We start from the raw sequence: 26312 nt of genomic DNA on the forward strand, positions 1-26312 counted from the left end.
TAAAGCTAGAATTAATACATTGCATTACATATCCTCGGTGTTGGTAGTGGATTCCACTGTAGATAATTTTGATACTCTTTGACATTCATACTCTTTTTCTGACTGCGACGATTTATCCACTTGAATACTATCCAAAAGATCGACTTATAAAATTTATAGAGACAGCGATAATTACCACTCACTCCAAAATAATTATAATGGCCCGTTAATTTAGATTTAAGTACTGGCCACCATGCTTTAAGACACAATTTATTACGTATATTCTTTAACCATTCCTTAGTTTCCTTAAGCTTCTGACAAAGATTCTCCTTACTCGTCTTATGACCCATAACGAAATACCCTTGTCTACTCTTACCGCAATAATGCGTAAACCCAAGAAAGGTAAAAGTTTCTACTTTTTCTTTACTTCCCTGAGCATGTTTCCAAACTTTTCGTCCAAATTTAAGAACTCTAGTCTTATCTTCTGATACCTGTAGACCAAACTTTTCTAACCTTACATGTAGCAGATCTAGAAAATTCTTTGCATCTTTCTCACTTTCACAACATACTACAAAGTCATCACAGTAGCGTATTAGCTCCATGTGTCCTTTTGCTTGTGATTTAACTTTCTTAAACCATAAGTCTAGTACATAATGAAGATAGATGTTTGCAAGTAATGGACTAATCACTCCTCCTTGAGGAGTGCCTACCTCCGTTACTAACTGCTTTCCATCCTCAACTACTCCAGCTTTTAAGAATTTTCTTACTAACCACAATAAATTACGATCAACAATTTTCTCCTCTAAGCAACGTTGTAGCCAATAGTGATTAACATTATCAAAGAACCCTTTAATATCTACTTCCACAATGTAATTAATTGGCTTAGTCATAACCGTTTTGTGTAATGCTCTTATTGCATCGTGACAGCTTAACTTAGGTCTGAATCCATAAGACATATCCAAAAACTCAGCTTCATAAATCTGTTCTAAGATTTGCTTTAGCATAATTTGAACTAACTTATCTTCAACTGATGGTATACCAAGGCCACGCTTCTCATTCTTACCAGCTTTTGGGATATATACCCTCTTTACTGGTTTAGGACGATATTGCTTCAACTTTATCGATTCCACTAATTGATTAAGCCTATCTTCTAGATTAATACCGTATGCTTCCACTGTCTCACCATCAATCCCACAAGCTTTATTACGCTTGAGCACTTGATAGCATTCTGCAAGATTAGCCTCATTAACATGATGTATTAATGATGTGAATTTTAGCCTTTTATCTTGCTTCGCTCTTTTAGCTATTTGATTGAGTTTAACCTGCATCACTATAATAACCTCAGCGTGTTATCTTGAACGGTACTCAACCAAGCTTTCCATTGCTGACCGCTTCCCCATGTACATAGCTTTCCTATACTCCGAGTACTATCAGTCAGTCCGACTTCTTCTGTATCATTTGTCAGTTCTTGCCTATTTTGACTTGTCCCAACATACTCTTTCGAGAATACAGAAGATCTCCCAAGTTTACGTAAACTCCATCTCATACCATGCCACCGGACTCCGACCCCGATAGAGTGAGTTGTGACTTACCATTACGTCACCCTTCATGCTGCCTTCCGCACTATGAAAAACGTCGGCCTCTATAATGTTGGATATTTCGGGGCTCAACACCTTCACTTGCGTTGCAGCCTGGTATGTCGCTTCTACTGGCTTCATCACATTTGTCGCCTCCTGTAATGCAATAGTTGCTTCTATGCTGTTGGTTAGACTTTGCATAGGTGGGATTTTCACCAACTGATTTTTACGCACTTTCCTTGGCGCACTCATATTTTTCCTTGCCTCATAAGATAAGTTATGATACGTTAATTTATCTTATTGTAACTTAAGTTATTTTAGCGTTGCCGGCATGGTTTGGAAAAACAATATGTCATCCCGTGGCCCCGCCGCCACGGGATCCAGCAAAAACGTCAAAGCAAAATATATTATAAATTTTTTTTTGGATTCCCGCTTTCGCAGGAATGACATAAGAGAGGTGAGGAATAACATAAGAAAGTGGGTGAATGACACAATAACCATACTAATCCTATTATTTTCCTTTATTTTCTTTTCTAAGCCGGCTATTGCCGATCCTGAAATAGCTGAATCCTTTAAATGCTCTAAGCTTTTTCCTTATTTTGAAAAAAAATTTAATATCCCCTCTAATACACTACATTCAATAGCTTTAAAAGAATCGGGTAAAAAACATACAACCCGTAAAATTAGAGTAGTATGGCCTTGGACGGTAAATGTCGAAGGAAAAGGCTATTATTTTAACAGTAAAAGAGAAGCCGTAAGTTTTGTTAGAATAGAGCTTATAAAAGGGCGAGAGAGTATTGACGTCGGATGCATGCAGATTAACTTAAGACATCATTTAGGGGCTTTTAATTCTCTTGAACAGGCATTTGATCCAAATAATAACATTGGTTACGGTGCAAAATTCTTGCGTTCAAAATATGATCAACTAGGGAGCTGGCACAAAGCGATAGCACATTACCACTCAGCCACTCATGCTTTAGGGTTTAAATATAAGCAAGATGTAGTTAAAATAGCAAGTAACATGGCACTTTATAAAGCATCCTTACATGGTTATCTAAATAATAATGAAGGGGTTTTAGAAGATAAAATTTCGGTAAATAATAACAAAGTTCAAAAAAAGTCACTTTTTAGTAGCAATAAAAGATACAGAAGTAGTATTATGATACCGATTCCTGCTAAAATTAATTAAATTTATGAATATTAGGTTCTATGAACAAAAATTTAAATATTTATATTTTAAGATATTTTTATGCGAAAATTAATAAGGTTTGTGCAGGAATAGTGATTCCTATTTCAAAAAAATCTTATAATTTGCAGCTAAAAAGAGCTAAAATAGATTATTTAAAATTTTTGTTCATAGAACCTAAGTTAATAGCATGTTTTTTAATATTAGTAAGTACGGTAAAAGCAAATGCTGATTTTAACAATATTCAGGAAAATTTTGAATATCAGGAAGAGCAGGTAATAATAAAATTACCTTGGAGCGATTGTACCGAAATTCATAAATTATTAGAAGAAAAATTATCTTTTTCAGAACAACAAATAAAAAAGGGAAAGAAAATTCATGAGAAATATAAGCAATTTTATTTAAAACATAATAATCCTGCTAATTTTTCTATGCAATTTCTTGAGAAAAAATCTGAGACTAATGGAGTAGAAACGTTAATTTCAGGTTTTTTAAAATTTTGTGAAGATAATTTCCAAACTAGTAATAGTAAATCTAATTCCTTAAATTATCATATTAAAAAACAACAAGAGCAGTGGTTTAATGATATGAAGAATGAGAATTATAAAATATATTATAGAAAGAAATATAAAGATAATATCTATAGAAATAATTAATTTATTTCTATACTTGATTCATATATTATTTAATTTATATTAACTATAGTAATATACAGGGTTATTTATGTTAAAGAAATTTATATTAGTATTGTTGTGTATAAGTAGTTATAAATCTCTAGGAGAATCTAATAATATAGAAAAAGAAAGAAATAGTAATTTCATAGATTTTCAAGAAAATTTAAGTGATACAAATCCTGATATAGAAAAACCCTCAATTTTTATTAAGAATGAACAATTAAAAGAATATAAAGAATTTTATATTCTAGATAAAAATCAGTGGGATTCAAAGCTTTTATTGCCTAATAAAAATACGAAGCCTGTAGTTATCGGTATTCAGGATAATTTTGAAGAGCTAAATAGAGTTAAAGGTGATGAGATTCACACCGCAAGACAGAGAAAACTTATCCAAAATAGTTGGCTAAAAAATGATCAGTTGGGTTACCAGCCGATAAAAGAGGCGAATACTCTAGAAGAAAAAATACAAGATAAATTGAGAGAATTATATATTCAACAGATCAAAACTAAAAAATCACCGAAATAATGCAGTAGAGGGAATAAGTAACAGCTTATTTATCAAGCATGCAGAGGGTGACATAATTGATAGGTTAAAGCTGATTAATAACGATTTTTCTGATATTCTAGAAATATCTGCAAAGTGCGGTTATCTTACAGGTTTACTAAAAGATGCTTATCGAAATGCCGATATTACCGCAACAGATATGTCTCCTTTGTTGCTTGATTCATTTAATCATGATCGTAAGTTATTAATTGATGATGAATATTTAGAATTTCCTCCGAATTCTTTTGATTTAATTGTTTATTCATTAGGATTACACTGGATAAATGATGTACAACGCTTTCTATCTAATATTAGAACATTTTTAAAACCTGAGGGCATTTTTATCGGTAATTTTGTCGGTGGTGATAGTCTAAAAAACTTACGTAAAGTTTTGATAGAGGCAGAAATAACAAGTAATTTTCAACATTCTCCTCATATTTCTCCTTTTATTCATTTTGATCATGTTCCGATTTTATTTTCGCAGGCAGGATTTGCCGAAGTAATTGTTGATTATGAAAATATTAGCCTTGAGTTTGATAATCCTTTAGCTTTAATGAGAGAAATAAAAAATATCGGTGAGTCAAATGCACTGAATCTTCATCATAATTACGCTATTTCTAAAAAGATGTTCTCTTTACTACAAAATTATACAAACACTTTTGAAGATAATATTAATTTAATTAGTTTTATTGCTTCACCAAATAAGAATAGTATAAGATTAAAGTTGTTATAGAGATAATAGTGGTGTATGGTTTATGTCATTCCCGTGTGGCTTAGACAATACAATTGTCATACCGCGGCTTGATCGCGGGATCCAGTCTTTTTTAATTTTTTTTTTGGATACCGTGGTCAAGCCACGGTATGACAAATTGATAGTAATATAAGGTAAAAATATGCAAGAATTTGATTTAGTGGTAATAGGTAGCGGTCCAGCGGGTTATACAGGCAGTATTAGAGCTGCTCAGCTCGATATGAAAGTAGTGTGCATTGAGAAAAACGATACTCTTGGCGGCACTTGTTTAAATATAGGATGCATACCATCAAAAGCTTTACTTAATTCCTCTGAAAAATATGAAGAAGCTTTAAAGCATTTTGAAAGTATCGGTATTACTGCAGAGGTAAAATTAGACTTACAAAAAATGCTCGCTAATAAAGATAAGGTAGTTCTTGATCTTACAAAAGGTATAGAAAGCCTATTTGCCAAGAATAAGGTTACTAGGATAAAAGGTGAAGCTAAAATTATCTCTAACAATATCGTTGAAGTAAATAATGAGCAAATTAAAGCTAAAAATATCTTAATTACTACAGGCTCTAGCGTCATAGAAATACCGAATATCAAAATTGATGAGGAATTTATTGTTTCATCTACCGGTGCTTTGAAGCTTTCTAAAGTACCTGAGAACTTAATAGTAGTCGGCGGGGGGTATATAGGCTTAGAACTCGGTTCGGTTTGGCGTCGCCTAGGAGCTAGAGTAACGGTTGTTGAATATGCACCGAGCATTGTACCTATGCTTGATAAAGAAATTGCTACGCAATTTATGAAGTTACAGCAAAAGCAGGGTATAGAGTTTAAACTAAATACTAAAGTATTATACGCAGAAGTAAAATCAGGAAAAGTAAATCTGACAATAGAGGAGGGCGGTAAAAGCTCGGTAATAACTAGCGATGTGGTATTAATGGCAGTAGGCAGAAAAGCCTATACGCAAAATTTGGGGCTTGAGTCTGTCGGTATTATTACGGATAAGCAAGGTAGAATTGAGATTAATGATCATTTCCAAACAGCCGTTTCAAATATTTACGCAGTCGGTGATGTTGTGAAAGGAGCGATGCTTGCTCATAAAGCCGAAGAAGAGGCCGTAGCTGCCGTGGAAATTGTGGCAGGGCAGGCAGGGTATGTGAATTATAATTTGATTCCAAGCGTGATATATACTTATCCTGAAGTAGCAAGTGTCGGTGAAACGGAAGAGCAGCTAAAAGAAAAAGGCATTAATTATAAAGTCGGTAAGTTTCCGTTTTTAGCAAATAGTAGAGCAAGAGCGATCGGTAGTACAGAAGGTATGGTTAAAATTCTTGCCGATAGTAAAACCGATAAGGTTTTAGGAGCACATATTATAGGAGCCGATGCAGGTACATTAATTGCTGAGCTTACCGCTTATATGGAATTCGGAGCAGCAGCGGAAGATATAGCACGAACCTGCCACGCCCACCCAACATTAAGCGAAGCTATAAAAGAAGCAGCTCTTAGTGTGGATAAAAGAACGATCAATATGTGATATTGCAATGTCATTCCCGCTTTCGCGGGAATGACATTGGGGAGTATGGGAATGACAGTAATAATGAACAAGCAAGAACTGCGTCTTTATTTCAAGGATCTTTTAATAAAAAACCAAGAAAAAATTACTTCCGGCTTAGTCAGAAACTCCTTAATAAGTAAAATTAGCCATTTATTAAAGGAGTTAGAAATCCAAACCGTTGGTCTCTATTACCCTCTAAAATATGAAATTAATTTACTTGAAATAACAAACTTACATCCTGAAATAAAATTTTTCCTACCGAAAATTATAAAAAATGAGATAAAATATTGTCCTTATCATTATAATGACTCATTGGCTTTAGGTGATTTTAAAACTTTTGAGCCTATAAATAATGATTTTTTTATTCCTGAGTTAGTTATTATCCCAGGTCTTGCATTTAGTAGCGACGGTTATAGACTTGGATACGGCAAAGGACATTTTGATCGATATTTAAATAATAACCGAAATATATTAACCGCCGGAGTTTGTTTAAAAGAACAATTAAGCGATAATTTTCCGGTTGAATCTCATGATCGTAAGCTTAAATTTGTGATCTCGGTATGATTTCTACAATAAGGTCTATAATAATATCATAACATGACCAAAAAGTTATTACACAAACTTATTATTTCATCTTTATATTTTTGTTTATGCAAATATTTGCTTTTTAAATTTAGATTTTTAAAATCTTTATTTGTTACCGGCGGGTATTTACAAAGCTTTATTAAATCTTCATCTAAAATAAAATGCTTACGAGGAATATTTATAGTTTGTGCATTCTCTTCGCGATAAGCTGCAAGTATTTGAATTTTACGGTTAAAGCTCTCATCATCACTTCTATATTTTATTTTTTTCCAAGCATCTTTCGGCTCAACCTTATAATTTCTAACGTCTAACAAAGAACTAAGAGTAGTTTGATATTTATTAACTAAATTATTTCTAATAATTATATTATTTAACTCTTTATATATCTTATATAAATACTCCACGTCTAACATAGCATAATTTAACATATCACTAGTGATAGGGCGTTTTAGCCAGTTAGATTTTTGATGAGTTTTATCAATAGCAATACCGAATCGTTTATAACAAAGATCATCATAGCTTAGTTGTTTACCGAATCCACAAATATTTGCCGCAATTTGTATATCAAAAACATTAGAAGGTAGTGTTTTAAACAAATTATAGAAAATCTCTAAATCTTCACGAGGAGCATGAAATATTTTAGTAATATTATTGTCTGCAAGCAGCTTATTAAAAATATTCAGATCCAAATTGCTTAATGCATCAATTATTCCGCAATAATTTTCTGCTTTAACTTGAATTATACTAAGCTGAGCATAATAAGTATAGCGACGCTCAAATTCCGTATCTATGCTTAAGCATGTCTTACTTGCTAACTGTTTACAAACTTCTTCTAATGTTTTGTGATTATCGATAATTTGCATAGAAGCGATTCTATAAAGCTCCGATAATTTTTAAGAAAAGATTAGTACGAGATAAAGATAAAACAACTTCAAGACCAATTAAAATAATAATGATCCACTCAAGTTTGGTAGAATGTTTATAATTAAGATCGTTTGAAAGAATGTCTAAAAGCTCATGAATCATATTAAGACGATGATTCATTATATTTTGCCGTATTGCTATGTCTTGAAACTCTGCCGTCATGAGATATAGAGGCTCATAGCTCGGGCGACGCCAAAAGAATTCCGGAGTATCGAATATATCGCTATGCAGACTAATTGAATAACGTTCGTTAAATAATATACCTATTTGCTGTAATATTTCCTTTTTAGAAAGTGATACGCTACCGGTTCTAGCTAGTTCCTGCTGTATAGGAGTTGTCTGAACAATCAAGTTACTAACAGATTGCTCAAGAACGCTAAGCTTAACTGATTGTGCAAGAGCATGAGAAATAGAGAGTTTAACAAAAACCGATTTATCAGCTAAGATTATTTTATTTTTTTCTTCATCAATAAAGGTTTTCTCGACTGCCGTATTATATTCAAAATAAATATAATCTGATACCGGTTCTTTAAGCTTATTTACCGTTACTAAATCAGTATCGCTTAAAACTATTTTTTCTTGAATTTCATCACCGCCCCAAATAGTTACGCAACCAAACGGAAAGAAAAATATCTCTATAAAATCAGAATCTTTATTTATCTCTTTCCGAATATATAAAACATCGTCAAAATGTTGAGGTTCAAGACCAATCTTTTTTAAATTAGTAACTAGATCACTCATCTTATATTCGGAAGAAGTACAGTAAGATGAACATCTCATGATTATTAAGTTTAATTTATATAAATTTAGAGTATAGTAGTTAGGCACGTATAAAGTCAATAATATTATAATTATGTATGAAATATTAAGTGATAGAGAGGTCATTAAAATAATAGGTTTAGATTCAGTAAAATTCCTACAAAATCTTGTTACTAACGATATAAATAAAAGTAAATACTGTTATACTTATTTACTTAACAATCAAGGAAGATACCTATTTGATTTTTTTGTGTATATTCATAACTTTGAGGAAATTTACCTTGATATTGATAAAAGTAATAAAGCTGCTTTGATAGATCATTTAAATTTCTATAAATTTCGTTCCAAAATACAAATAATAGACTGCAGTGACGAATATAAAGTGATCTACGCACATCAAAAATTAGATATAGACACGTTAGTTACATCTCGTGATCCTCGCTATACTAAGCTTGGTTTTCGTTCAATAGTAAATGGAACATTAAAAGATACTCTCGACCCTTTATGTCATTCTCGCCCCCTATGTCATTCCCGCGAAGGCGGGAATCCAATATACCTAGAAGATAAATATAATTTTGCAATAATAGACGGTGTAGAAGATTTATCTTTCGATAAATCCATCCCGATTTTATACGGCGGTGAAGAATTAAACGGGATTAGCTACGATAAAGGTTGTTATGTAGGACAAGAAGTCATTTCAAGAGCTAAATATCAAGGGGTTATAAGAAGAAAGATATATAAAGTTATAGCAGATGAAGATTTATCCTCATTAGTTAAAGATGAAGAAATACTCGCATATAAAGATAAAATCGGCGTAATATGCTCAAGTTACCGTAATAAAGCACTCGCTTTAATTAGAGAAGAAAAATATCTTGCCGTTAAAGAATCTGGTATTACCGTTAAAGGGATTAGCATAGAGCTATCATTAGCACCTTGGTATTAAATTTAATAATTTATTGATATTTAGTAACTTTTTATATATTTTAAAAGCGTAAATGAAAAAACCATGTTTCATGGTAATTTTATTGTAAAATATAATATAAATTTTGGAGCTTTTTTATGTATACACCTTTTCAATTACTAAATTCAGGAAATATACAAAACATACAACAAATACCGGCTATATTAAACGGAACTAATATTAATGATGTTAACAATAACCTTAATATTTTTGAAACTCTTTGCAGCTTGATACCTAACCAACAAGATCAGAATGTTAAAAATGCTTTAGAAAATATTACATTACAGATATTAGAAAAAATGATTTCTATTCCTGAAACTAATTGGGATAAGAAAGATGCAAACGGTAATACTATATTTGAATGGGGAGTTTGGAGTAATAGCTCTAAGGTAATGGGAATATTTCATAATAATCCTCAAATAATGAATAAATTTGTTTCAGCTGAGAAAGCACAAATTCATAATTTTTTCCGTGTTTTAATGGAATCACATATTTCTGATGAGTTCCGTAAGACACAAATCGAAAAATTAAAGCCGGAAGGTCGGTAGGTTTAGATATTAATGATCTTGGTCAAGATAATCATACTGCTTTATATTCTGCAATAAATATCAACTTATTGCTAATAAGCCAAATAATCAAAATATAAATTTATTTCAAGCTCAAATGGATAAATATAATAAAATAGTTGAAAATTTGCTGAAATTTGGAGCTAACCCTTCACTTGAAGCAAATAATATATTAGTTCAAGGTTCTTTACAAATTCAAGAAAATATTTCTAAAATTTCAGATGTAGGGCATAAATTTTTAGCTACAACAAATTTTAAAAAATTAACTGAGAATGTACATAAGTTAGTAGAAAAAACATTAGAAAATTATGACTTTAAAGATTCTAGTAATATGATCGTAATGCTTATGAATAAAATATTACCTATTAAATCACAAGAATTATTAACTGTAGTTGAGCCTATAATAGAAAAAATAGTTAAACAAGAAAAGTTTAATCCTAACATTAAGGACGATAGTAATTTTGGTTCCAATCCAGTAGCATGGCTTGGTGAATTAGGAGCTGATTTCTTGGAAAAATGCATAAAAAATATGCAAACAAAACCTGATATAAATCTTGAAGATAAAACCGGCAGGACTGTACTACATTGGTATAGTGATTATAATGACGATAAAGTTGTAGAAGTTTTAGTAAACAATGGTGGTAATGTAAATTCTGTGAGTAGTGAGAAGTATAAAATAACATTTCCTGTAGGCCGGTATAAACTGTACAGTGGAACATGAGCTTAAAGCTACGTCTGTTCATCATTTATTTTTAAATAAATCAGAAAAGAATGCTAATACCCCAAAACTTCCAACTTTAAAAGTTTTATTAAATAAAGAAAATAAACCGCCGTTTGATCCAAGTATCAAGATGGTTGGTAATAAAACTGCTGCAGATGTATTAGAAGAAAAAAAACATCTATAGTTGATTATGATGATTGTCATAATGCACTTGATGTATACACAACTTGGTATAATAATGATTATACTGTAACATCATTAGGTCAGGCGGTAGAAGAGTTTAATCTTTATGAATAAAAAATAGTCTATTTATAGTGTACTAGTCATGACTTTCTATGTCATTCATGCGACGGCTTGGTCTTGTTGCATGACTCGAAAAACGCACTCGATGTCATCCCTGCATAGACGGGGATCCAGAAAAATAACCTTAACATTGGTACAAAAATTATATATTTGATAAAATAAACATATAAAAAAACAAGTTTTTATATGTTTTACTGGATTCCTGCTTTCGCAGGAATGACATAAAACGAGCCGTGCAACAAAGCCTATATTCTTTAACTTTACAAAAATATTGTTTGTTTCTTTTTTATCTTTATTATTATTTGCATAGAAAATTCTTTATTGCTACCTGATAACTTAACTCTATGCCAAATATAGATATCATTGTTTTTACTAGCTTTTTAGCGATTAATTTGCTAGTTGGACTTCTAAATATCAAAAATATAAACAATATTCGTGAATATGCGATAGGGAAAAGGGATTTTTCCACAGGTACGATAGTTGCCACTCTTATTGCTACTTGGATCGGTACTAGTACTTTTTTAATTGATAATTCAAGAATATATACGGATGGCTTGTTTTACTTATTACCTAGTATATTCGGTAGCGTCGTTAGTTGGTTATTAATTAGTTACTTTATAGCTCCTCGTTTTGAGAATTTTTTGGGTAGCTTATCGGCAGCGGAAATAATAGGGGAGGCGTACGGCAACAAAGTTCGTATTCTTACATCGGTAGTTAGTATATTAATGGCTATAGGTAGGATTGCTATGCAATTCCATGTAGCAAGCTTAATATTACAGCTATTCTTTAATATTTCAAATTTTTACATAGATTTATGTATAGCCACCGTAATAATAAGCTATTCTGCTTTTGGTGGCGTAAAATCGGTTACTTTTACTGAAGCGGTACAGTTTTTTACCTATAGTGCCGTTATTCCGGTAATAGGAATTATCGTATGGAATGTTTTTAGCGCCCCGCATATAACTATAGACTCAAATGTACAAACTCGTCTGACTGATTTACAAGGATTGTTTCACCATACTAGTCCTAAATTTTGGATATCTTTAAATATTTTTATATATTTTGCGATTCCGTCGCTTGGTCCTTCAATCTTTCAAAGAATATTGATGGCAAAAGATACAAAACAAATATCAAAAACTTTTTTTATTTCGGCAATTATTTGCCTTTGCTTATCCGCTTTATTTATTTGGATTGTGATATTACTACTCTCGCAAAATCCTGGTGTCGATACTAATCAATTGTTTTTACGGATTATTAAAAGTTATATAGGATTTAAGGGGTTAATAGTTGGTGTTATTATGGCAATGATAATCTCAAGTACTAACTCTTATATTAACGTTGCAGCTATAACTTTTACTAATGACATCATTAAAAAAACTTCTCTAAAGTATAATTATATAACGGCAATTACTATAGGCTTAATAGGTTTTATTATATCGCTCTATACGAAAGATTTAATAAATCTATTTTTATTATTAACCAGTATCTATTTGCCGCTAATCACCTTATCGTTAATTTTGTTAATATACGGTTTTAAATCAACTGCCAAAAGTTTTTTTATCGGTATGATTGCTGCAATATTAACTATTATATTGTGGCAAATATTTTCTTTAAGAGCGGTTTTAGGTATTTATCCGATATTACCCGCAACTATCGTAAATTTACTCTTTTTCCTTGGAAGCCATTATATTTTAAAGCAACCAGGGGGTTTTAGTTCTTTAAAAGAGCCGTTAGCCGTTAAAATAATCAGCAAGAGAGAAAAAGAAAATTTTTGACTTTACTCCGTGATCTTAAGAATTTTAACATCTTTAAATATTGGGAAAGTACCCTACCTAGTAAGGAAATTACTTATAGTTATGTCGGTATATTTATTTTAATATCGATGTTCTCATCTTTATATACCACGCCCAATAGCAGAATAATGAACCATTTGGAGATATATAACATTATTTACCATACCACACTTAATAACTGCCGCAATATTAATCACTTATCCTTTATGGTCTTTAAAGTTTAAAAAGAATTATATTATATCTTTATCTTGGTTTGTTGCTATTTTCGTTATATTAATATTTTTCGGTAGTTTACTTGTTATATCAAGTAGTTTTGATCAGTTGCAATTAATGAGTTCGATAATTAACTTACTTATAATTGCAACGATATTCAGGTGGCAAGCTACTTTACTTATGACCCGTTACCGGCGTGTTTGCTAGTATAGAGTTTTATAAATATTTTATGGATGAGAAGTTATTAATTAGTATAGACAGCTTCCAGTTAAAAGTAATATATTTCTTAACCTTATTTAGTAGTCTTTTAATAGTATTCTTAAAACCAAGGCTAGAGCAAGAAAGATTAATTAAGCTGCACAATGCTCATTTAGGCAATAGAGTTAATTATAGAGAACAGGAACTCGAAAAATTACTTGATTTGAAACATGAATTTTTACGTAATATAAACCATGAAATAAATACGCCGCTAACCGGTATTTATTAGCCTTGGTGGAACCTTATGGGGTAATTATGATAAATTTAATGAAGATCAGCGTCGCAATGCCGTAGAGATTATAGCTAAAAGCTCTATTAGAATTAAATAGCTTGATAAATAATATTCTAGATTTTTCAAAATTATCCAGTCTGAATTATAAATTAAATAAAGAAAATATAAACTTAAGCGAATTGCTACACGAAAGAATTCAAATATGTAAGAAACTATATCTAAACGGCAAAACCCTAAATTTTATACCTGATATTGAAGAAAATATAATATTTAACTGTGATCCTCATTATATTAAACACACATTCGATAATGTAATTATTAATGCTATAAGCTATTGTAGTGAGGGAATAATAAAAATTGATCTACACATGCAGGAAGATAATATTTTATTCAGTATAAAAGACGATGGAATAGGAATACCGAAAGAAGAATTACAAACTATATTCGGTGTATTTGTCGTAAGCTCTAAAACACGCACGCCGGCAGGAGGCAGAGGAGTAGGGCTTGCATTATGTAAGAAAGTAATAGAACTTTGCATGCTGGAAAAATTTGGGCAGAAAACGATAAGCAGGGAAAGACTAAGTTTATTTTTATGATACCTTGTGAGCGACTGAAAGGAGCAAAGCAATTGTATTGAGTTATATTTATATGATTTATTTTTGTTTTTTAATCTTGAAAGTTTTTAATATATGTGCTACAATGTAGCTACATTCTTTAAAAGAAAATTTTTATGTCTGCTGATTCTATTGTGCGAGCCCGTATTAATGAAGACGTGAAAGAAGAAGCAGCTTTAGTACTTGCTGCCATGGGGCTTACTTTATCCGATGCTGTTCGTATGCTTTTATTTCGTGTTGCTCGTGAAAAAGCATTGCCATTTGAACCGCTTATCCCAAATGATGAAACAATTAAAGCCATGAAAACTGCAAGAAGCGGTAAATTAGTTCATATTGGTAATATAAATAATTTGTTATCCGATTAAATGAGAACGATTAAACGTACTATACAGTTTAAACGTGACTACAAGCGTGAAAAACGTAGAAAACATTAGAGTTCTTTCGAAACTCTACTTCTAGAGGTATTTATACGTCGATCCGGTACTCGCATCCTCACGTACTTCTATGTACGCTGCGGTGCTGTGTTCCGTGTCTCCTTTAAATTCCTCTCTATAAGCGAGTGTGGAAAGAACTCTATTGAATAAATTTGGATTATATCTATACTGAAAGCAGTTAAGTACTTGATTGCTGATATAACATTACCTGTACATATGAGCGATCATGCTCTTATAGGTAATTGGAAAGATTGTAGAGATGGTCATATTAAGCTAGATTTAGTATTAATTTATAGAAAACCTGATACTGACACATTGGAATTAATACGATTAGGTTCACACAGTGAACTTGGTTTTTAATTATTTGGGAATAAAATAAGTTTATAGTACTTTTTGTTACAGCATTTACTTATTATCCAAAAAAAAAAATCAAAAAATGCTAAAAATTAGCATTTTTATTCTTCCTTGCTTCGTCAAAATTTACAATTTTTCCTCGCAATGACGTAAAATCGAGCCATAAATTAGAATCCTTATCTATGAAGAAAATTATTTTTAACAAACAACAAGATTTTATATCTATAATAGCTCCTGCGTTAGGTTGTCCGGATGCACAGGATAAATTAAAGGAAGCTATTAAAATGCTAGCTTTACAAGGGTTTAAAACTTTAGTAGATGATAGGATTTTCTCAGGTGATGAATTACCATTTTTTGCCGATACAGAAGCAGAAAGGGTGAGAATGTTTAAAGAAGCCATGGAAAATGAACAGGTTAAAATAATAGGCGGCAATTTAACGGTTTTTAGCAAGTTAATAGGAACTTCTATTAACCTAAAAAAGGTAATATATTACTGCTTGAAGACGTTAATGAAAAAGCCTATGCAGTACATCGTAATCTAGTGCAGTTAAAAAATGCCGGTATATTTGATGGTATAGAAGCGATAATTTTCGGTGATTTTACTAAAGGAGATGAATTAATAGGATCGAGTATAAAAGATTTCTGCTTAAAGCATATCCAAAATATAGAAGCTTATAAAGCTGAAGGAATAGAGCATGGTGAGATAAATCATCCAATTATTATGAATCATGAAGTAATTATAAGCGATAGTGTTTTAAGTTTTACTAGTCCTTTTGAAATAATAGAAAACGAATGACAAATTCTATCAGAATAGGTACAAGAAAAAGTCCGCTTGCTTTAATTCAAACTAATTTAGTTATTCAGCAAATCAAGCAATTTTTTCCTGATATTAATTGTGAAATAGTGCCGATTACTACTAGCGGTGATTTAATCCAAAATAAACCCTTATACGATATAGGCGGTAAAGCCTTATTTTTAAAGGAAATAGAGCAAGCTTTACTTGATAAAAAGATTGACTTAGCCGTTCATTCTTTAAAGGATGTGCCTGGAAGGATTCCTGAAGATTTAATAATTGCTGCCGTTTTAGAGCGTGAAGACCCTAGAGATGTTTTTGTTTGTCTAAAATATAAATCTATAGAAGAGCTGCCGCAAAATGCCGTAATAGGTAGCTCGGCAGTACGAAGAAAAGCATTTATCCAAAAAATAAGATCTGATTTAAAGGTAACGGTTTTTAGAGGGAATGTTGATTCAAGAATAAAAAAGCTAATGAATGGTGAAGTTGATGCAACGATTTTAGCATATGCAGGGCTGAAAAGACTTAATGCATTTAATCCTCAATATTGTCATTTGATAGAGTATTCACAGATGTTGCCGTGTATAGGGCAGGGAGTCGTGGCAGTTGAGATTAGAAAAGATGATAATGCTATGCTTGAGATATGCAACCAAATTAATCATCTTCCTACCTTTGAATTAATAAAGCCTGAAAGAGCATTTTTAGAATATCTAGATGCCAATTGTCGCACGCCGATTGCTGCTTACTCTAAATATTTAGATAAAGATAATATAAAAACCGATTTTATGCTCGGTAACCTTGACGGCAGTAAAATAACTTTCCATACTGAAACTACCAATATAAAAACCTCAAAAGAAGCAGGCATAAAAGCTGCTAAAATGATGTTGAGTGAATTAGAACGATAATAGCAAATAATATTTAAATTAATCGAGGAATTATATGAAAACAATTTTACTTGTAGCACTGCTTAGTTCTCAATATATGGGTGACAACAGTAATGCATTGGGAATTAGAGCAGCATTGCAGAAAGGCTATGAAAAAGAAGGCTTTAAAGTTGAGAATGCTGATATAAATATTGAAGACTTAAGTCATACTCAAATAAATACTAATCAGACACAAAAGCAAGTCATTTTATAGGTGCAGGGCTTGATGGGATTAAAGGATTTGACATTTTAAAATCAATGAAAAACAGTAGTAAATTTATTTGGAGTGGGCATCAGCTACCAACGGAAGTAAAGGCAAATCTAAAAATTTTAGATACAATATCATTGCCTTTTTATGCTTTAAACGAAGAGCAGGTATACCTCATAATCTTACAAAAGAAGAATGTATAAAAGATTATAATGATTTAAAAAATGATGAAAAGATTCCTCTTTCTTCCAACGGTTGTATAATTACTTGTTTGGCAGGCGGATGCACCGGATGCACAAGGAAATATAAAATTTTATACAGAAAATGACACATATGAGTTAGGAAAGCAGTTAGCTAAAATTGCAAAAGATCAAAATATGATACTTTTAGCAACTAACGGTCCTAGAACCGGTCAATATAACCCGGAAACTAAAGAAAAACTTTCGGTACATAAAAAAGAAGATCAATTAGATAAAGTTAGTCAAAAATTCCTAGATGGAGTTAAATCAGAAGGAGTAAACCCAATATTTGTAAATTTTGTATTTGGAGGAAAAAGTGTATTTAATAGTTATTTAGGAGCAGCCTTAGAAAATCAAAATAGCGTAGTAATTATTCTAGGCGAATCTTCAAGCCAAGTTACTATAGGTACAAATTTATTACCGGGGCAGGTATATATTAAACCTAATCAGGCAATGAATGATATACATAAACTACAAGTAAATAAATTATTGCAAGAAGGGATAAAATATTCAACGGGAATGAGGAAGAGTTGATTCCATATACTCCTACTATAATTCCTAATGATGCAAATATAGTAGCAAGGCAGTTTATCGAATTTAATGATGCTGAACTAATGGGTAATATAGAATGAGAATTAGTATCAATAAATTAAGCAAGACAACAATAAGATGACGGATAGGGTGATTTTAGTATTTAAATAAAAACTATTGATTTTATAAAGATTACTTTCCTAAAAGTTAAAGATACACGTCTATTACGCATTATTTTATTATCACTCTTTCTAGGTACAATCCCATGCTTCCATACATATCTTGCTGCATTTTTAAAAACTAATAAACTTCTAGGCTTAAGTAGAATAGAATGTTTTGTTTTATCATTTGTTAGCTCCATAACACAGCTCCCGCCTAAGCTTAGTGAACATACGGTATCTGAAAAGCAAGGTATACAATCTATATGGGAGAGGCGATGCCTTGTCCCGGCCTATATTCATTTATAATTACTTGATTTGGGAGTTCGTTAAAAATATTTTGTTTATAAAGTTCATCAGCTATAACCTGTAGCCACTTAGGTAAGAGACCTAAATAATATGATTGATCTATAGAACGGTTTTTATAATCATATTTATAGCCGTAATGCTGAACTCTACGTTTTAATTCAGTAATCCACGGGTTACTATCTATTAATTTTATGAGCTTATCCTCTTGTTCTACTGTTATATATTCTGCAATATATTTTAGTCCCGAAATAATTATTTGGTCATCAAAAAGACTAAGTTGACTCATAATTTAAGTTCCCAAGTAGCAAATTTAGAATAGTCTTCAATTGCACTTTCATCTTAATTAGTCATAGTGTGTATATATTCCGGGTAATCTTTTGGATCAAATTTATATTTAATAGGGGTAAATATTCTTAATTCTTGTGACAATTTTTCAAATCGAAATATGTAATTATAGAAATCGCTATCCACTATGGTAATTAGAATCACTCCGTGTTTCTTTAATACATAAGAGGCAGAAATTATAAAATCACGAACAAGAATATAATTTGGATTTAAACCATTTACTTCTTCTCTACTACCGGAATGAGGAAATTGAAAAATTATTGTATCAAAAGAATTATGATTAAAAGTTTTATGTAATTTAGTTGCATTTACGTTATGTAATACGAGGAATAAAGTTATATTTTGTTATGCTTTTCAGAAATGTCAAAAGCTCGGAAGCTAAAGCTTTTAATTCTGTATTATGTCGGTAATAACCTAGTTTTACTTGTTATAACTTTAGATTTAGTATATTTATTTGTAATTCTAGTATTTTAAATGCACAATCAAAATCTTCTTTATTCATCATAATAACCTTTTAGCAATATTACAGATATAATATCACTATAAATACTTCATACTAAGTTATTATGTTTCTGTTTATATTTTTTTGGAAGTAACTTGATTTTAAGCAGAATACGAGCTGGCGGATAGGGTGGGATTCGAACCCACGGTACGGTTGCCCGTACGCCAGTTTTCAAGACTAGTGCCTTAAACCGCTCGGCCACCTATCCAAGAAGATTCATAGCAAATAATCTTGTATATTTCAAGGGAAATCTTGAAATATATAAATTTAAATTACAAATCCAAATTGTTCTTTCACTTCATTTACCGTTTCAGAGGCTCTAATTCTTGCCTTTTCTGCTCCCTTGTGAAGTATTTTTAATAAATACTCTTGATTATTCATTAATTCTAAATATGTATCACGTATCGGTTGTAGATTTGTAATAATAATTTCTGCTAAATCTTCTTTAAATTTTGCGAATCCTTGATTTTGATAATTATCGATTATTTTTTCCAAACTTTCTTCGGATAAACTTCTATAAATATCTAATAAATTACTAATTTCAGGTCTTGTCTCTTTATCATAGCTAACAAAGCTTAAATGATCGGTTTTGGCTTTTTTTATTTTTTGATGAATAAGATCGTTATCATCTTTCAAATTTATACGAGAAAAATCCGCAATATCAGATTTACTCATTTTCTTTAACCCGTCCCGCAAGCTCATGATTCTTGTGCCTGAGCCGTTAATTAGCGGTTCGGGTATTTTTAGAATTTCTTTGTTACATTTCCTATTTATCACACCTGCAATATCTCTTGTTAGCTCTAGATGCTGTTTTTGATCTTCACCGACAGGCACTATATCGGCTTTATATATTAAAATATCCGCTGCCATAAGTACCGGATAGGAAAATAATCCAAGGCACGCTTTTTCTTGATCGCTACCTGCTTTATCTTTAAATTGCGTCATTCGCTTTAACCAGCCAAGCGGTGTAACGCAGTTTAGTAGCCAAGCAAGCTCGCTATGCTCTTTTACCATACTTTGTGCAAAAATTGTTACTTTGTCGGACTCTAGCCCTGCTGCTATATAGATTGCAAGAACCTCCATAATTGAATTATTAAGTTCTGACGGCTTAATATCAACCGTGATAGCATGCAAATCTGCTAAGAAGAAAAAACAATTATATTCTTCCTGCATTTTAACCCAGTTTCTAATTGAACCTAAGTAGTTACCAAGATGTAAAGAACCGGTTGCTTGCACACCGGCAAGAACAGTTTTTTTCATTATAATACCTTTTTATTTTACTCATTGTAAAATTATGTTATAAATACCATTTTAATTAATATAATTATTTTAATAATTATGCTTTGGCGTTTAAGAATTTTATCATTTTACGGATTATTATCGTTATTTACATTTATTTTCTTTCTTATATGTTACATACCAGTAACATTTTTCAATGTCAACTATCAAATAAGATATAAAATTGCCCTTATCTTCTCTTATGCTTTTGTGTGGCTTGCAAAAATTTGTTGCGGTCTTAAATATGAAGTAGAGGGGCTTGAGAAATTACCGAAAACAATCTCAATAGTCGTGTCTAATCACCAATCCTTTTGGGATCAAATGTTTATGCAGTTGATTATTCCTAAACATTCTTGGGTATTAAAGCGTGAATTATTTAATATACCCTTGCTTGGTTGGGGGCTTCGGATGGTTAAACCGATTGCGGTGGATCGAGGTACTAATAGCTCGGTTGCTCAGATTTTAAGAGAAGGTCAGGAAAAAATAAAAGAAGGATTATGGTTAATAATATTTCCGGAATCAACCAAAGTCCCGCCTGATAGAACGGTAAAATTTAAGCCAAGTGCCGTAAAGCTTGCTTCAATTACTAAAGTTCCAATTGTGATGATGGCTCATAATGCCGGTTTATTTTGGCCTAGAGGTTTTTGGTTTAAGCAGCCTGGAACTATAAAGGTAAAAATTATTGGAGTAATAGAAAAAGAAGAGGTAGAGCAAACAGATGTACGTATACTTAATGATAAGGTTGAACAAATAATTAATAGTGAAAAACAAAAATTATTAGGTTTTAAAAATAATTAGTATTATCATAAAATTACTAACTAGTTTTTATGGAGGTATTTATGGTAAGTACAGCACCGTTAAAATTAATTGCGGTTATCGATAGTAAGCAAATGATGCTTTACGACGCTCAAGGAGTTAAAATTACTACTAATAAACCTTTAAAATTATCTTTGGATTTAGAGGAACATCACCACCATAGAGAAAAAAGACAAAGCTTTTACCAAAATAAATCTACACCGGGATCATTGTTTGAGCCTCATACTTCTCTCAGAGAAATAGAACATCAAGAAGCAGCCAAAAGTGTTATTAAGCATTTAGAAAAAATAGCAGGGAATGATCAAGCTAAATATAAGGAATTGATTATTGTAGCAGAACCGCAAATGCTTGGATGTGTTAGACAAGAACTAAAAAACGGTTTAAAAAAGATGATTACTAAAGAAATCGCTAAGGATTTAGTACAACATAGCGTAGATGCAGTCGAGCGAGCAGTATTTTCTTAGATAATAGTGAATAGCAAATTACTTTTGTAATTTGCTATTGGTGCTATAATATGGTTTAAAATAAATCTGAATGAGTTCCGGTACGCTCAAAAATAATTGAATCTTCATCAATTTTATAAATTAAGAGCCAATCAGACTCTATATGGCATTCTCTTCTACCAATAAAATTGCCAATTAAGTTATGATCTCTATATTTTACAGGTAAAGGGCTTTTGGTAGATAATAATTCGATAAGCTTTTTTAGCTTTCTTAAATCTTTACCTCTTTTAATTGCGATTTTTATATCTTTCTCAAAAGAATTTGTATATATTAGCTTTAACACAAATTAGATACCTAACTTATTAAACATTTCTTCTGTATTATTTGAGATAGTTAAGCCAATTTGCTTATCTGTATCTTTAAAAGTTCTTATAGTCTTTTCATTAGGAATCTTAATATGTGGTTTGAAAGGCAAACCGCCGCTATTTATACATTGATTTAGGAATATTCTCATGGCTTCCGACATAGTCATACCCATTTGTTTAAATATTGTTTCTGCTTCTACCTTTATATCTTCCGAAACACGTAATCTAATATCTACCGTATTCATAATATAGCTCTATTTAGTTATATCCACTATTTTAGTATATATGGCGGCGTACGTCAATACAATCATATTTTAATGATAGTGGCTTAAAATATAAGAATAGTTGCACTAATAAGAAAAAGTGGTAAAATATCATATCGAACAAATTAAATATTATGAATAATTATGCCGCAAATTTATTTTAACGGTCCGGAAGGACGAATTGAAGGAAGATATGCAAAAGCTACCTCGCCTAATGCCCCTATTGCATTAGTTCTTCATCCTCATCCTTTATATGAGGGTAATATGAATAATAAAGTAGTTTATAATGCCTATAAAATTTTAGCAGATAACGGTTATACCGTCTTACGTATTAATTTTAGAGGAGTAGGGGGATCGCAAGGTAAATTTGATAATGGAGTCGGTGAAGTTGTTGATGCGGGGGCAGCTCTCGATTGGTTACAGCAGAATAACCCGAATGCTCAGTCTAATCTGATATTAGGATTTTCGTTCGGAGCATGGATAGCTATGCAGCTTGTAATGCGACGTCCTGAAATAAATCACTTTATTGCTATTTCACCGCCGGTTAATACAATTCATAAATATGATTTTTCATTCCTTTCACCTTGTCCTATCCCAGGGTTTATATTACAGGGAGATAATGATAGTATAGTATCGGCAGATGATGTAAAAGATCTAGCAAATAGATTATCTAAGCAACAATCCCATATTAAAGTTGATTATAAAATTATCACCGGTGCTGACCATTTCTTTCGTTATAAAACTGAAGGATTTTCTAAAGCAATAAATGATTATTTAATAACAATCCAATCTCATTATCATCATAATAATAATGTGAATGAAGAAATTAGTAAGAGTCAAAAGAAACTATTTTTATATTAGTTTTTGTTGTATGATTTGGAAAAGGGCGGTTGTCATTCCGTTGATCGCAGGAATCCAAAAAAATAACCTTAATGGTAAAATTACATATTTGATAAAATAAACATATAAAAACAAGTTTTTTATATGTTTTACTGGATTCCCGCTTTTGCGGGAATGACATGATGCAACAACGCCTACAATTCTAAATAAGCTTCTATTGCCAAAATTAATATTTCATCTTTTTTAGCATCTAACTCTTGAGTTAATTCTTCGTAAATTTGCCTATCTGATAGAGATGTAAATTTTTTAAATAGCTGTACTAACTTTAAAGAGGGGACAATATAAAAAGCATCTTTTAATATTTTGGTCTTTTTATTAACATTAAGCTTATCATTTAAAGTAAAGTAAAATTCTAACAATTCGCCATTATAAAAATTTAAATCTATAGCTGTTTCCAAATAATCTATAGCATGAGCCGTATTATTACTTTCTACTTCTTGCTTCGCTGCGAGTAAGTAATACTCGGCTATTTCCTGCATTTGTTTTATAGAGTCATGTTTATGAAATTTTGTGAGTTTATTCGTTATAAAAGTAAATTTTGTCCATAGAGAAAGCTTTCCGTAACAACGCATTAAAGTAATTAAATTGTCACTATCAAGTTCATTTAAATTATAAGCCTTTATTGCATAATTTTCTGCTTTCTCATACAAAGATTTATCATAATAAAGTTTTGCTAGGTTTTTGCTACCGTAAAAAGCGAATTCTTTAGATTTAATAAGTTTTTGAAAATAAGAAATTTTTGTATCTATATCCTCTTCAGTTACGGCTAAGATTAAATTATGGAATTCTTGTGAGTCTTTTAGATCTTCAGAAGATAAATTTTTGCGGGCAATAGAAGCAGATTTAGCTTTATTACTCATAATATATTCTGCAAAAGCTAAAATTAAAGCATATCTATCATGATTAATTTTTCGTTTATTAAAAATGTTATGTATTTTAGACGGTAAATCGATAATTAATATTAGAAATCTAATGACAATAAAACAAGAAATTAGTAATAAAAGCCCTAAAATAAGATTAAAGAACAAAGTAGTTTCAATATTATAATCGTATAAACTAATAAAAACTTTTGAATCAAAGCTCTCTATTAAAGTAAACCCGAAATAAAATAGTAAAAAAGTAGCACATATTAATAATAACCTAAACATCTTTATTTACGAACGCCTGCATAAATTTTTCTGAATAAAGAAAATCGATTAGATAGTTTAATTTCTCTAAAATTAGATTTTTATCTTGTTCTTTTATTATCATAACAGAAGATTTTTTCTCAATTTTGATAAATTTTTCCAGCCATTTATGATTTGTAGGAAAAATTACTTCCGGACTCCTTGATTTAGAGAAAAGATAATTATTATTATATGCTTCTAAGTTATTTAAAATATTCCTTATATCTTGAGGTAGCAGGCGGGATTTTACTATTCTTAGTTCTTTACTATAATCCTTATCTTGCATGAAATTATATACTAATAAATTTACGCTTAATAAGTAATGAATATAATCTAGAGTATATATTTTTGAAGTATCTGCGGTATAGTCAATTGATTTGAACGTACCTACTGTGTCATTCGTCACTTTTCTATTAGTTATAGGCTTCGCTCCTTGTTCCTTGTATCCGAATGAGGCTGAATTAACTATAGTTTCTAGTTGCTGTTCGGGCAGTAGTGCTTCAGGGAATTTTAAAGAACTTACGTAATTTAAAAGCGATTTAGTAGATAATAGCGGTGCTTCATTTTTTTCTTCACTAATATTTGATTTACTTTCTTCTACCGTATCAAATGTTTGGCTTAAATCTTTGGCATCACTTTTAAACAATTTTAAAATATCAGCGCTATTATGATAAAGAGTAAAAGAAGATAAGACAAATATTACTATTGCTATAAAAAAGATGTTTTTACTTTTAAATAAACTATCAAATTTTTGCATTTTCGGATAATAACTTGATTATATCGTTAGGGTTTTGATCATCACAATAAACCATATTTTTTATAAAAGGTCTAACTATATTTGCGACTTTCAAACTTATAGCTACAACTAAACTATCTTGTAAATATTGGAGTAAATTATTCTGAAGTAATAATTTTACTAAAGTTTTAGCACTATTCTGAGAATAAAATAATATGAAATCAATATTTTTTTCAAATTCTTTTATAATAGATACGGGCAGCTCATTTAAATATTCTACATTATACATGATATGTCTAGCTATTTTATTAGGTAAATCTTTAGTAATGTCATTTGAAGATAAATATATAGTCTGCTCATATAAATTAGGTGGAAAATGCTCAATCAAATCTTCCACGTTTTTAGCGGTATAAGCTACTTTTAAACCTTTATTTTCTAGCAATTTTTTTGATGTGTTACCTACTACCCAAATATTTTGATTGATGTAATGTTTTGCAATAATTATAGCAGCATATTTACTAGTGATTATTATATTTGAGTAATTATCTAAAATATTAATATTAAAATCTAATGTTTTATATTTAATTAAAGGACAATGAATATAATGTAAATCTAAATTATATTTACTCATTTCTTTAATAATTTTCCTATTTTCTTCTAGGCTTCTAGTTAATAAAACCGATTTCATGCAATAACTGCACTCCTATATAAAACGCAACTACCCAAATAATAATAGCAGCTATTTTATTAATCATAGTTAAAATCGTACTACTTTTATTTAATTTTCTAATATTATAACCTGCAACTGCTAAAGAAAAAAACCATATCCAAGATATAAGTATGCAAGTTAAGGTAAATATAATTTTTGCACTACCGTTATACTTTAAAGCACTAGTACCTATTACTACAATCGTATCCATAATTGCATGCGGATTTAATATTGACACCGATATAGCAAATAAAATTTGTTTTTTAGCTGAAAAAGCTTGAGAATGCGTTGTAAGATCAATAGGCGGTTGATTCCAAGTATTATATCCTATATAAATTAAAACAATAAATCCAACAATAAATATAGATAATTTTAACCAAGAAATTTCAAGAATTAACAAAGATATCCCAAGAACTGCCATACATATAAGAATAGTATCGCATATTGAGGCCGCAATTATGCTAGGTAAAGCCTTGCTAAACTTTGGCTGTTTTGCTCCTTGATTAAATATAAAAATATTTTGTACTCCGAGTGGCACTATTAAACCGAGAGCTAAAACGATGCCATGTAAAAAAGCACTTAATATATCGTTATTCATTTAGCCTATTACACTTATCATTACACATAATAAGACCACCCCAAATTATCATGGCTCCT

General features: G+C 30.9%; 32 protein-coding genes, 1 tRNA gene and 3 pseudogenes. 21 read left to right on the top strand and 15 right to left on the bottom strand.

The genetic code is table 11. The annotated features are described in order from the left end of the window. Nucleotides 1–11: 11 nt before the first annotated feature. Together ltrA and ACIAS7_RS06265 are read right to left on the bottom strand one after the other, a co-directional pair. A complete protein-coding gene (ltrA, locus tag ACIAS7_RS06260; protein WP_473198444.1) occupies nt 12–1307 on the bottom strand; it encodes a group II intron reverse transcriptase/maturase in 1296 nt (431 codons plus the stop codon). A gap of 2 nt (nt 1308–1309) precedes the next feature. Beyond that, nucleotides 1310–1525, bottom strand: coding sequence for a hypothetical protein (locus ACIAS7_RS06265; protein WP_473198443.1), 216 nt, complete (start codon nt 1523–1525; stop codon nt 1310–1312). 362 nt (nt 1526–1887) lie between these two features. Here ACIAS7_RS06265 and ACIAS7_RS06270 point away from each other — a divergent pair, with 362 nt between their 5' ends. The 6 genes from ACIAS7_RS06270 (at nt 1888) to ACIAS7_RS06295 (ending at nt 6818) form a co-directional block, all read left to right on the top strand. Continuing rightward, nucleotides 1888–2745 (top strand): lytic transglycosylase domain-containing protein, encoded by an 858-nt coding sequence (locus tag ACIAS7_RS06270; protein WP_473198663.1) that lies wholly within the window; start codon nt 1888–1890, stop codon nt 2743–2745. Nucleotides 2746–2912: 167 nt separating this feature from the next. Next, nucleotides 2913–3398: a DUF2532 domain-containing protein gene (locus tag ACIAS7_RS06275; protein ID WP_473199440.1), complete on the top strand. Its 486-nt coding sequence runs from the start codon at nt 2913–2915 to the stop codon at nt 3396–3398. 67 nt (nt 3399–3465) lie between these two features. Further along, nucleotides 3466–3942 carry a hypothetical protein gene (locus ACIAS7_RS06280; protein WP_473198664.1) on the top strand — a complete coding sequence of 159 codons (477 nt, stop codon included), beginning with the start codon at nt 3466–3468 and terminating at the stop codon, nt 3940–3942. Nucleotides 3943–3997: 55 nt separating this feature from the next. Beyond that, nucleotides 3998–4693, top strand: coding sequence for a methyltransferase domain-containing protein (locus tag ACIAS7_RS06285; RefSeq protein ID WP_473199441.1), 696 nt, complete (start codon nt 3998–4000; stop codon nt 4691–4693). Between the two features lie 160 nt (nt 4694–4853). Continuing rightward, nucleotides 4854–6233, top strand: a complete 1380-nt coding sequence (gene lpdA, locus ACIAS7_RS06290) for a dihydrolipoyl dehydrogenase (RefSeq protein WP_473198665.1) — start codon at nt 4854–4856, stop codon at nt 6231–6233. A 63-nt stretch (nt 6234–6296) separates the two neighbouring features. Continuing rightward, complete coding sequence (locus tag ACIAS7_RS06295; RefSeq protein WP_473199442.1) at nt 6297–6818, top strand: 5-formyltetrahydrofolate cyclo-ligase; 522 nt, start codon at nt 6297–6299, stop codon at nt 6816–6818. Between the two features lie 26 nt (nt 6819–6844). Here ACIAS7_RS06295 and ACIAS7_RS06300 read toward each other — a convergent pair whose 3' ends face one another. Continuing rightward, entirely contained in the window at nt 6845–7702 is an 858-nt protein-coding gene (locus ACIAS7_RS06300; RefSeq protein WP_473198666.1) for a ribonuclease D, read from the bottom strand. A gap of 10 nt (nt 7703–7712) precedes the next feature. Beyond that, complete coding sequence (locus tag ACIAS7_RS06305) at nt 7713–8504, bottom strand: RMD1 family protein (protein ID WP_473199443.1); 792 nt, start codon at nt 8502–8504, stop codon at nt 7713–7715. A gap of 112 nt (nt 8505–8616) precedes the next feature. Here ACIAS7_RS06305 and ygfZ point away from each other — a divergent pair, with 112 nt between their 5' ends. From ygfZ to ACIAS7_RS06365, 12 genes and pseudogenes are all read left to right on the top strand, one after another. Next, nucleotides 8617–9465: a CAF17-like 4Fe-4S cluster assembly/insertion protein YgfZ gene (ygfZ, locus tag ACIAS7_RS06310; RefSeq protein WP_473198667.1), complete on the top strand. Its 849-nt coding sequence runs from the start codon at nt 8617–8619 to the stop codon at nt 9463–9465. A 116-nt stretch (nt 9466–9581) separates the two neighbouring features. Beyond that, nucleotides 9582–10031 (top strand): hypothetical protein, encoded by a 450-nt coding sequence (locus tag ACIAS7_RS06315; protein WP_473198668.1) that lies wholly within the window; start codon nt 9582–9584, stop codon nt 10029–10031. Between the two features lie 115 nt (nt 10032–10146). Then, nucleotides 10147–10770: an ankyrin repeat domain-containing protein gene (locus ACIAS7_RS06320; protein ID WP_473198669.1), complete on the top strand. Its 624-nt coding sequence runs from the start codon at nt 10147–10149 to the stop codon at nt 10768–10770. After that, nucleotides 10760–10954 (top strand): hypothetical protein, encoded by a 195-nt coding sequence (locus ACIAS7_RS06325; RefSeq protein WP_473198670.1) that lies wholly within the window; start codon nt 10760–10762, stop codon nt 10952–10954. Before ACIAS7_RS06320 ends, ACIAS7_RS06325 begins: the two co-directional genes overlap by 11 nt. A 463-nt stretch (nt 10955–11417) precedes the next feature. Further along, nucleotides 11418–14206 (top strand): annotated as a pseudogene (locus ACIAS7_RS06330) (sodium:solute symporter family transporter). A 93-nt stretch (nt 14207–14299) separates the two neighbouring features. Continuing rightward, nucleotides 14300–14562, top strand: a pseudogene (locus ACIAS7_RS06335) (type II toxin-antitoxin system RelB/DinJ family antitoxin). A 271-nt stretch (nt 14563–14833) separates the two neighbouring features. Beyond that, nucleotides 14834–14977 carry a type II toxin-antitoxin system mRNA interferase toxin, RelE/StbE family gene (locus ACIAS7_RS06340; protein ID WP_473198671.1) on the top strand — a complete coding sequence of 48 codons (144 nt, stop codon included), beginning with the start codon at nt 14834–14836 and terminating at the stop codon, nt 14975–14977. 176 nt (nt 14978–15153) lie between these two features. After that, nucleotides 15154–15767, top strand: a pseudogene (locus ACIAS7_RS06345) (LD-carboxypeptidase). After that, on the top strand, nt 15764–16669 hold the full coding sequence (gene hemC / locus ACIAS7_RS06350; RefSeq protein WP_473198672.1) for a hydroxymethylbilane synthase: 906 nt from the start codon (nt 15764–15766) through the stop codon (nt 16667–16669). The pseudogene ACIAS7_RS06345 and the gene hemC overlap by 4 nt, the downstream one beginning before the upstream one ends. A 34-nt stretch (nt 16670–16703) precedes the next feature. Next, entirely contained in the window at nt 16704–16901 is a 198-nt protein-coding gene (locus tag ACIAS7_RS06355; RefSeq protein ID WP_473198673.1) for a hypothetical protein, read from the top strand. Nucleotides 16902–16968: 67 nt separating this feature from the next. Beyond that, a complete protein-coding gene (locus tag ACIAS7_RS06360; protein ID WP_473198674.1) occupies nt 16969–17223 on the top strand; it encodes a hypothetical protein in 255 nt (84 codons plus the stop codon). 49 nt (nt 17224–17272) lie between these two features. Beyond that, nucleotides 17273–17668, top strand: coding sequence for a hypothetical protein (locus tag ACIAS7_RS06365; RefSeq protein ID WP_473198675.1), 396 nt, complete (start codon nt 17273–17275; stop codon nt 17666–17668). Nucleotides 17669–17828: 160 nt separating this feature from the next. Here ACIAS7_RS06365 and ACIAS7_RS06370 read toward each other — a convergent pair whose 3' ends face one another. From ACIAS7_RS06370 to trpS, 5 genes are all read right to left on the bottom strand, one after another. After that, on the bottom strand, nt 17829–18026 hold the full coding sequence (locus ACIAS7_RS06370) for an alpha-ketoglutarate-dependent dioxygenase AlkB (RefSeq protein WP_473198676.1): 198 nt from the start codon (nt 18024–18026) through the stop codon (nt 17829–17831). Between the two features lie 59 nt (nt 18027–18085). Further along, nucleotides 18086–18418 carry a 2OG-Fe(II) oxygenase family protein gene (locus ACIAS7_RS06375; protein WP_473198677.1) on the bottom strand — a complete coding sequence of 111 codons (333 nt, stop codon included), beginning with the start codon at nt 18416–18418 and terminating at the stop codon, nt 18086–18088. 53 nt (nt 18419–18471) lie between these two features. Then, entirely contained in the window at nt 18472–18816 is a 345-nt protein-coding gene (locus tag ACIAS7_RS06380; RefSeq protein ID WP_473199444.1) for a Rossmann-like fold-containing protein, read from the bottom strand. Nucleotides 18817–19097: 281 nt separating this feature from the next. Further along, nucleotides 19098–19187: transfer RNA gene (locus ACIAS7_RS06385), tRNA-Ser, on the bottom strand. 59 nt (nt 19188–19246) lie between these two features. After that, complete coding sequence (gene trpS / locus ACIAS7_RS06390; protein ID WP_473198678.1) at nt 19247–20239, bottom strand: tryptophan--tRNA ligase; 993 nt, start codon at nt 20237–20239, stop codon at nt 19247–19249. Nucleotides 20240–20317: 78 nt separating this feature from the next. On the opposite strand from trpS, the gene ACIAS7_RS06395 reads away from it, so the two are divergent. Both ACIAS7_RS06395 and ACIAS7_RS06400 read left to right on the top strand, forming a co-directional pair. Then, entirely contained in the window at nt 20318–21055 is a 738-nt protein-coding gene (locus tag ACIAS7_RS06395) for a lysophospholipid acyltransferase family protein (RefSeq protein ID WP_473198679.1), read from the top strand. 41 nt (nt 21056–21096) lie between these two features. After that, nucleotides 21097–21537, top strand: coding sequence for a host attachment protein (locus ACIAS7_RS06400; protein WP_473198680.1), 441 nt, complete (start codon nt 21097–21099; stop codon nt 21535–21537). A 55-nt stretch (nt 21538–21592) separates the two neighbouring features. Here ACIAS7_RS06400 and ACIAS7_RS06405 read toward each other — a convergent pair whose 3' ends face one another. Together ACIAS7_RS06405 and ACIAS7_RS06410 are read right to left on the bottom strand one after the other, a co-directional pair. Then, entirely contained in the window at nt 21593–21859 is a 267-nt protein-coding gene (locus ACIAS7_RS06405) for a type II toxin-antitoxin system RelE/ParE family toxin (RefSeq protein WP_473198681.1), read from the bottom strand. 3 nt (nt 21860–21862) lie between these two features. Continuing rightward, nucleotides 21863–22126, bottom strand: coding sequence for a type II toxin-antitoxin system RelB/DinJ family antitoxin (locus ACIAS7_RS06410; protein ID WP_473198682.1), 264 nt, complete (start codon nt 22124–22126; stop codon nt 21863–21865). A 162-nt stretch (nt 22127–22288) separates the two neighbouring features. Between ACIAS7_RS06410 and ACIAS7_RS06415 the strand changes: the two genes are divergently transcribed. After that, complete coding sequence (locus ACIAS7_RS06415; protein ID WP_473198683.1) at nt 22289–23005, top strand: alpha/beta hydrolase; 717 nt, start codon at nt 22289–22291, stop codon at nt 23003–23005. Nucleotides 23006–23178: 173 nt separating this feature from the next. On the opposite strand, the gene ACIAS7_RS06420 is transcribed toward ACIAS7_RS06415, so the two are convergent. Genes ACIAS7_RS06420 through ACIAS7_RS06435 form a run of 4 tightly spaced genes read right to left on the bottom strand, consistent with a single transcriptional unit; the run spans nt 23179 to nt 26253 of the window. Then, on the bottom strand, nt 23179–24192 hold the full coding sequence (locus ACIAS7_RS06420; protein ID WP_473198684.1) for a tetratricopeptide repeat protein: 1014 nt from the start codon (nt 24190–24192) through the stop codon (nt 23179–23181). Further along, nucleotides 24185–24967 (bottom strand): palindromic element RPE2 domain-containing protein, encoded by a 783-nt coding sequence (locus tag ACIAS7_RS06425; protein ID WP_473198685.1) that lies wholly within the window; start codon nt 24965–24967, stop codon nt 24185–24187. The genes ACIAS7_RS06420 and ACIAS7_RS06425 overlap by 8 nt, the downstream gene beginning before the upstream one ends. Further along, the gene (locus tag ACIAS7_RS06430) at nt 24954–25634 is read right to left on the bottom strand and encodes a uroporphyrinogen-III synthase (protein ID WP_473198686.1); all 681 of its coding nucleotides are present in this window, start codon (nt 25632–25634) and stop codon (nt 24954–24956) included. Before ACIAS7_RS06430 ends, ACIAS7_RS06425 begins: the two co-directional genes overlap by 14 nt. Continuing rightward, on the bottom strand, nt 25612–26253 hold the full coding sequence (locus tag ACIAS7_RS06435; RefSeq protein ID WP_473198687.1) for a LysE/ArgO family amino acid transporter: 642 nt from the start codon (nt 26251–26253) through the stop codon (nt 25612–25614). The genes ACIAS7_RS06430 and ACIAS7_RS06435 overlap by 23 nt, the downstream gene beginning before the upstream one ends. Nucleotides 26254–26312: the final 59 nt, after the last annotated feature.

The sequence above is a fragment of the Rickettsia sp. 109562A South Dakota genome (assembly GCF_055791265.1).

Coding starts and splice junctions, on each gene's coding strand:
- ltrA (WP_473198444.1), bottom strand. CDS start 1,307: ATGCAGGTTAAACTCAATCAAATAGCTAAAAGAGCGAAGCAAGATAAA.
- ACIAS7_RS06265 (WP_473198443.1), bottom strand. CDS start 1,525: ATGAGATGGAGTTTACGTAAACTTGGGAGATCTTCTGTATTCTCGAAA.
- ACIAS7_RS06270 (WP_473198663.1), top strand. CDS start 1,888: ATGGTTTGGAAAAACAATATGTCATCCCGTGGCCCCGCCGCCACGGGA.
- ACIAS7_RS06280 (WP_473198664.1), top strand. CDS start 3,466: ATGTTAAAGAAATTTATATTAGTATTGTTGTGTATAAGTAGTTATAAA.
- lpdA (WP_473198665.1), top strand. CDS start 4,854: ATGCAAGAATTTGATTTAGTGGTAATAGGTAGCGGTCCAGCGGGTTAT.
- ACIAS7_RS06295 (WP_473199442.1), top strand. CDS start 6,297: ATGAACAAGCAAGAACTGCGTCTTTATTTCAAGGATCTTTTAATAAAA.
- ACIAS7_RS06300 (WP_473198666.1), bottom strand. CDS start 7,702: ATGCAAATTATCGATAATCACAAAACATTAGAAGAAGTTTGTAAACAG.
- ACIAS7_RS06305 (WP_473199443.1), bottom strand. CDS start 8,504: ATGAGTGATCTAGTTACTAATTTAAAAAAGATTGGTCTTGAACCTCAA.
- ygfZ (WP_473198667.1), top strand. CDS start 8,617: ATGTATGAAATATTAAGTGATAGAGAGGTCATTAAAATAATAGGTTTA.
- ACIAS7_RS06315 (WP_473198668.1), top strand. CDS start 9,582: ATGTATACACCTTTTCAATTACTAAATTCAGGAAATATACAAAACATA.
- ACIAS7_RS06320 (WP_473198669.1), top strand. CDS start 10,147: ATGGATAAATATAATAAAATAGTTGAAAATTTGCTGAAATTTGGAGCT.
- ACIAS7_RS06340 (WP_473198671.1), top strand. CDS start 14,834: ATGAGCGATCATGCTCTTATAGGTAATTGGAAAGATTGTAGAGATGGT.
- hemC (WP_473198672.1), top strand. CDS start 15,764: ATGACAAATTCTATCAGAATAGGTACAAGAAAAAGTCCGCTTGCTTTA.
- ACIAS7_RS06355 (WP_473198673.1), top strand. CDS start 16,704: ATGAAAACAATTTTACTTGTAGCACTGCTTAGTTCTCAATATATGGGT.
- ACIAS7_RS06365 (WP_473198675.1), top strand. CDS start 17,273: ATGATACTTTTAGCAACTAACGGTCCTAGAACCGGTCAATATAACCCG.
- ACIAS7_RS06370 (WP_473198676.1), bottom strand. CDS start 18,026: ATGGAGCTAACAAATGATAAAACAAAACATTCTATTCTACTTAAGCCT.
- ACIAS7_RS06375 (WP_473198677.1), bottom strand. CDS start 18,418: ATGAGTCAACTTAGTCTTTTTGATGACCAAATAATTATTTCGGGACTA.
- trpS (WP_473198678.1), bottom strand. CDS start 20,239: ATGAAAAAAACTGTTCTTGCCGGTGTGCAAGCAACCGGTTCTTTACAT.
- ACIAS7_RS06395 (WP_473198679.1), top strand. CDS start 20,318: ATGCTTTGGCGTTTAAGAATTTTATCATTTTACGGATTATTATCGTTA.
- ACIAS7_RS06400 (WP_473198680.1), top strand. CDS start 21,097: ATGGTAAGTACAGCACCGTTAAAATTAATTGCGGTTATCGATAGTAAG.
- ACIAS7_RS06410 (WP_473198682.1), bottom strand. CDS start 22,126: ATGAATACGGTAGATATTAGATTACGTGTTTCGGAAGATATAAAGGTA.
- ACIAS7_RS06415 (WP_473198683.1), top strand. CDS start 22,289: ATGCCGCAAATTTATTTTAACGGTCCGGAAGGACGAATTGAAGGAAGA.
- ACIAS7_RS06420 (WP_473198684.1), bottom strand. CDS start 24,192: ATGTTTAGGTTATTATTAATATGTGCTACTTTTTTACTATTTTATTTC.
- ACIAS7_RS06425 (WP_473198685.1), bottom strand. CDS start 24,967: ATGCAAAAATTTGATAGTTTATTTAAAAGTAAAAACATCTTTTTTATA.
- ACIAS7_RS06430 (WP_473198686.1), bottom strand. CDS start 25,634: ATGAAATCGGTTTTATTAACTAGAAGCCTAGAAGAAAATAGGAAAATT.
- ACIAS7_RS06435 (WP_473198687.1), bottom strand. CDS start 26,253: ATGAATAACGATATATTAAGTGCTTTTTTACATGGCATCGTTTTAGCT.